Source organism: Mesorhizobium sp. M0500 (assembly GCF_040321165.1).
GTDB lineage: Bacteria > Pseudomonadota > Alphaproteobacteria > Rhizobiales > Rhizobiaceae > Mesorhizobium.
The window spans coordinates 1-647 of record NZ_JAMYRB010000091.1; the positions used below are offsets into that span (position 1 = coordinate 1).

The 647-nt window shown below is 65.1% G+C and carries 1 protein-coding gene; it reads left to right on the top strand.

Translation table 11 applies throughout. The features are described from left to right. Positions 1-647: EF-Tu C-terminal domain-related protein (locus NKI70_RS33885; RefSeq protein WP_352726467.1), on the top strand; the 647-nt coding region annotated here is incomplete at both ends.

Sequence of the window (647 nt, forward strand, 5' to 3'; positions counted from 1 at the left end):
AGCGACAAGAAGATCGGCGAGGACGCCATCCGCGAACTGATGGCTGCGGTCGATGCCTACATCCCGACGCCGGTTCGTCCGCTCGACAAGCCGTTCCTGATGCCGATCGAGGACGTGTTCTCGATCTCGGGCCGTGGCACGGTTGTGACCGGCCGCGTCGAGCGCGGCGTCGTCAAGGTCGGCGAGGAGCTGGAGATCGTCGGCATCCGTCCGACCACCAAGACGACCTGCACGGGCGTCGAGATGTTCCGCAAGCTGCTCGACCAGGGCCAGGCCGGCGACAACATCGGCGCGCTGTTGCGCGGTGTCGACCGTGAAGGCGTCGAGCGCGGCCAGGTCCTGGCCAAGCCCGGCACCGTCAAGCCGCACAAGAAGTTCGTTGCCGAAGCCTACATCCTGACCAAGGACGAGGGCGGCCGCCACACGCCGTTCTTCACCAACTACCGTCCGCAGTTCTATTTCCGCACGACGGACGTGACCGGCATCGTGTCGCTGCCGGAAGGCACCGAGATGGTGATGCCGGGCGACAACATCACCGTCGATGTCGAGCTGATCGTGCCGATCGCCATGGAAGAGAAGCTGCGCTTCGCCATCCGTGAAGGCGGCCGCACCGTCGGTGCCGGCATCGTCGTCACCATCAAAGAGTA